General features: G+C 62.1%; 1 protein-coding gene and 1 pseudogene. Both read right to left on the bottom strand.

The window, feature by feature from the left end; translation table 11 throughout:
* Position 1 precedes the first annotated feature (1 nt).
* Positions 2–412: pseudogene (locus P7D22_RS23240) on the bottom strand (transposase); the annotation flags it as partial.
* The gene (locus P7D22_RS23235) at positions 355–771 is read right to left on the bottom strand and encodes a transposase (protein ID WP_319936609.1); all 417 of its coding nucleotides are present in this window, start codon (positions 769–771) and stop codon (positions 355–357) included. The gene P7D22_RS23235 and the pseudogene P7D22_RS23240, both read right to left, overlap by 58 nt.
* Positions 772–879 lie beyond the last annotated feature (108 nt).

The raw sequence follows: 879 nt of genomic DNA, 5'->3' as shown, positions 1-879 counted from the left end.
GCTAGGCCGTGTGGACGGATTTTAAGAGGATGAATCCGAGGGCCAGTGAAACGATACTGGCAAAGCTCTTGGCTGTTTTCTCGCAGCGGAGTGCGACACGCTTGAAGCGCTTGAGCTTGCCGAACGCCTGCTCGATCCGCGCTCGACCCTTGTACATGGTCTTGGGGAAGAACTTCGGCCTGTTCTTGGCATTCGACTTGGTCGGGATAGCCGGGCAGATACCGCGTGCCCGGGCGGCAGCGCGGTTTGCCTTGGAATCGTAGCCTTTGTCGGCCAACGCTGCGCGTGGGATCACGTCGGGCCCAAGGTCGAGCAGCAGGGGAAAGACAGGACTGTCGCCGGCCTCTCCGCCGGTCAGGTGGAAGGCGAGAGGCTGACCGTCGAAGTCGGTCTTGAGGTGGATCTTGGTCGAGAAGCCGCCGCGCGAGCGGCCGAGCGCCTGACCGGTTTGCCCCCTTTTGCCCCCGCGGCCGACACGTGGGCGCGCACCACGGTTGAGTCGAACATCTGCACCAGATGAGCGCTGCCGCTCAGGCCGGCCAGCGTGTCGAAGAAGGCCTCGAACACTCCGGCCTCACGCAACCGCCAGAACCGCTTCCACACCGAGTTCCAAGGACCGAACTCAGCCGGCAAGGCGCGCCATGAAACGTTGTTCAAGGTGAAATAGTGCATTGCTTCGAGGAACTTGCGATCGTCGCGGCCCTTGTCGCCGCGGCGCGAGCGAACCGCCCGAAACACCTGCAGCGCTACAGCCCAATCGTCGTCCGTCATCCGTGTCAGCATGGTCAATTCCGCAAAACCGACCCACTCTGAATCACCAATCAGGCTCCGTGGGAATCCACTGTCTCTGAACTACGCACATTCCGTCCACACGGCCTA

The organism is Lichenihabitans sp. Uapishka_5 (assembly GCF_033947565.1).
Lineage (GTDB): Bacteria > Pseudomonadota > Alphaproteobacteria > Rhizobiales > Beijerinckiaceae > Lichenihabitans.
The sequence above is the reverse complement of the archived record's forward strand: the minus strand, read 5'-3'. Positions and strand labels throughout refer to the sequence as shown.

What these genes read in the sequence shown, in the direction of transcription:
- P7D22_RS23235 (WP_319936609.1), bottom strand. Translation starts at nt 771, where the DNA reads ATGACGGACGACGATTGGGCTGTAGCGCTGCAGGTGTTTCGGGCGGTT.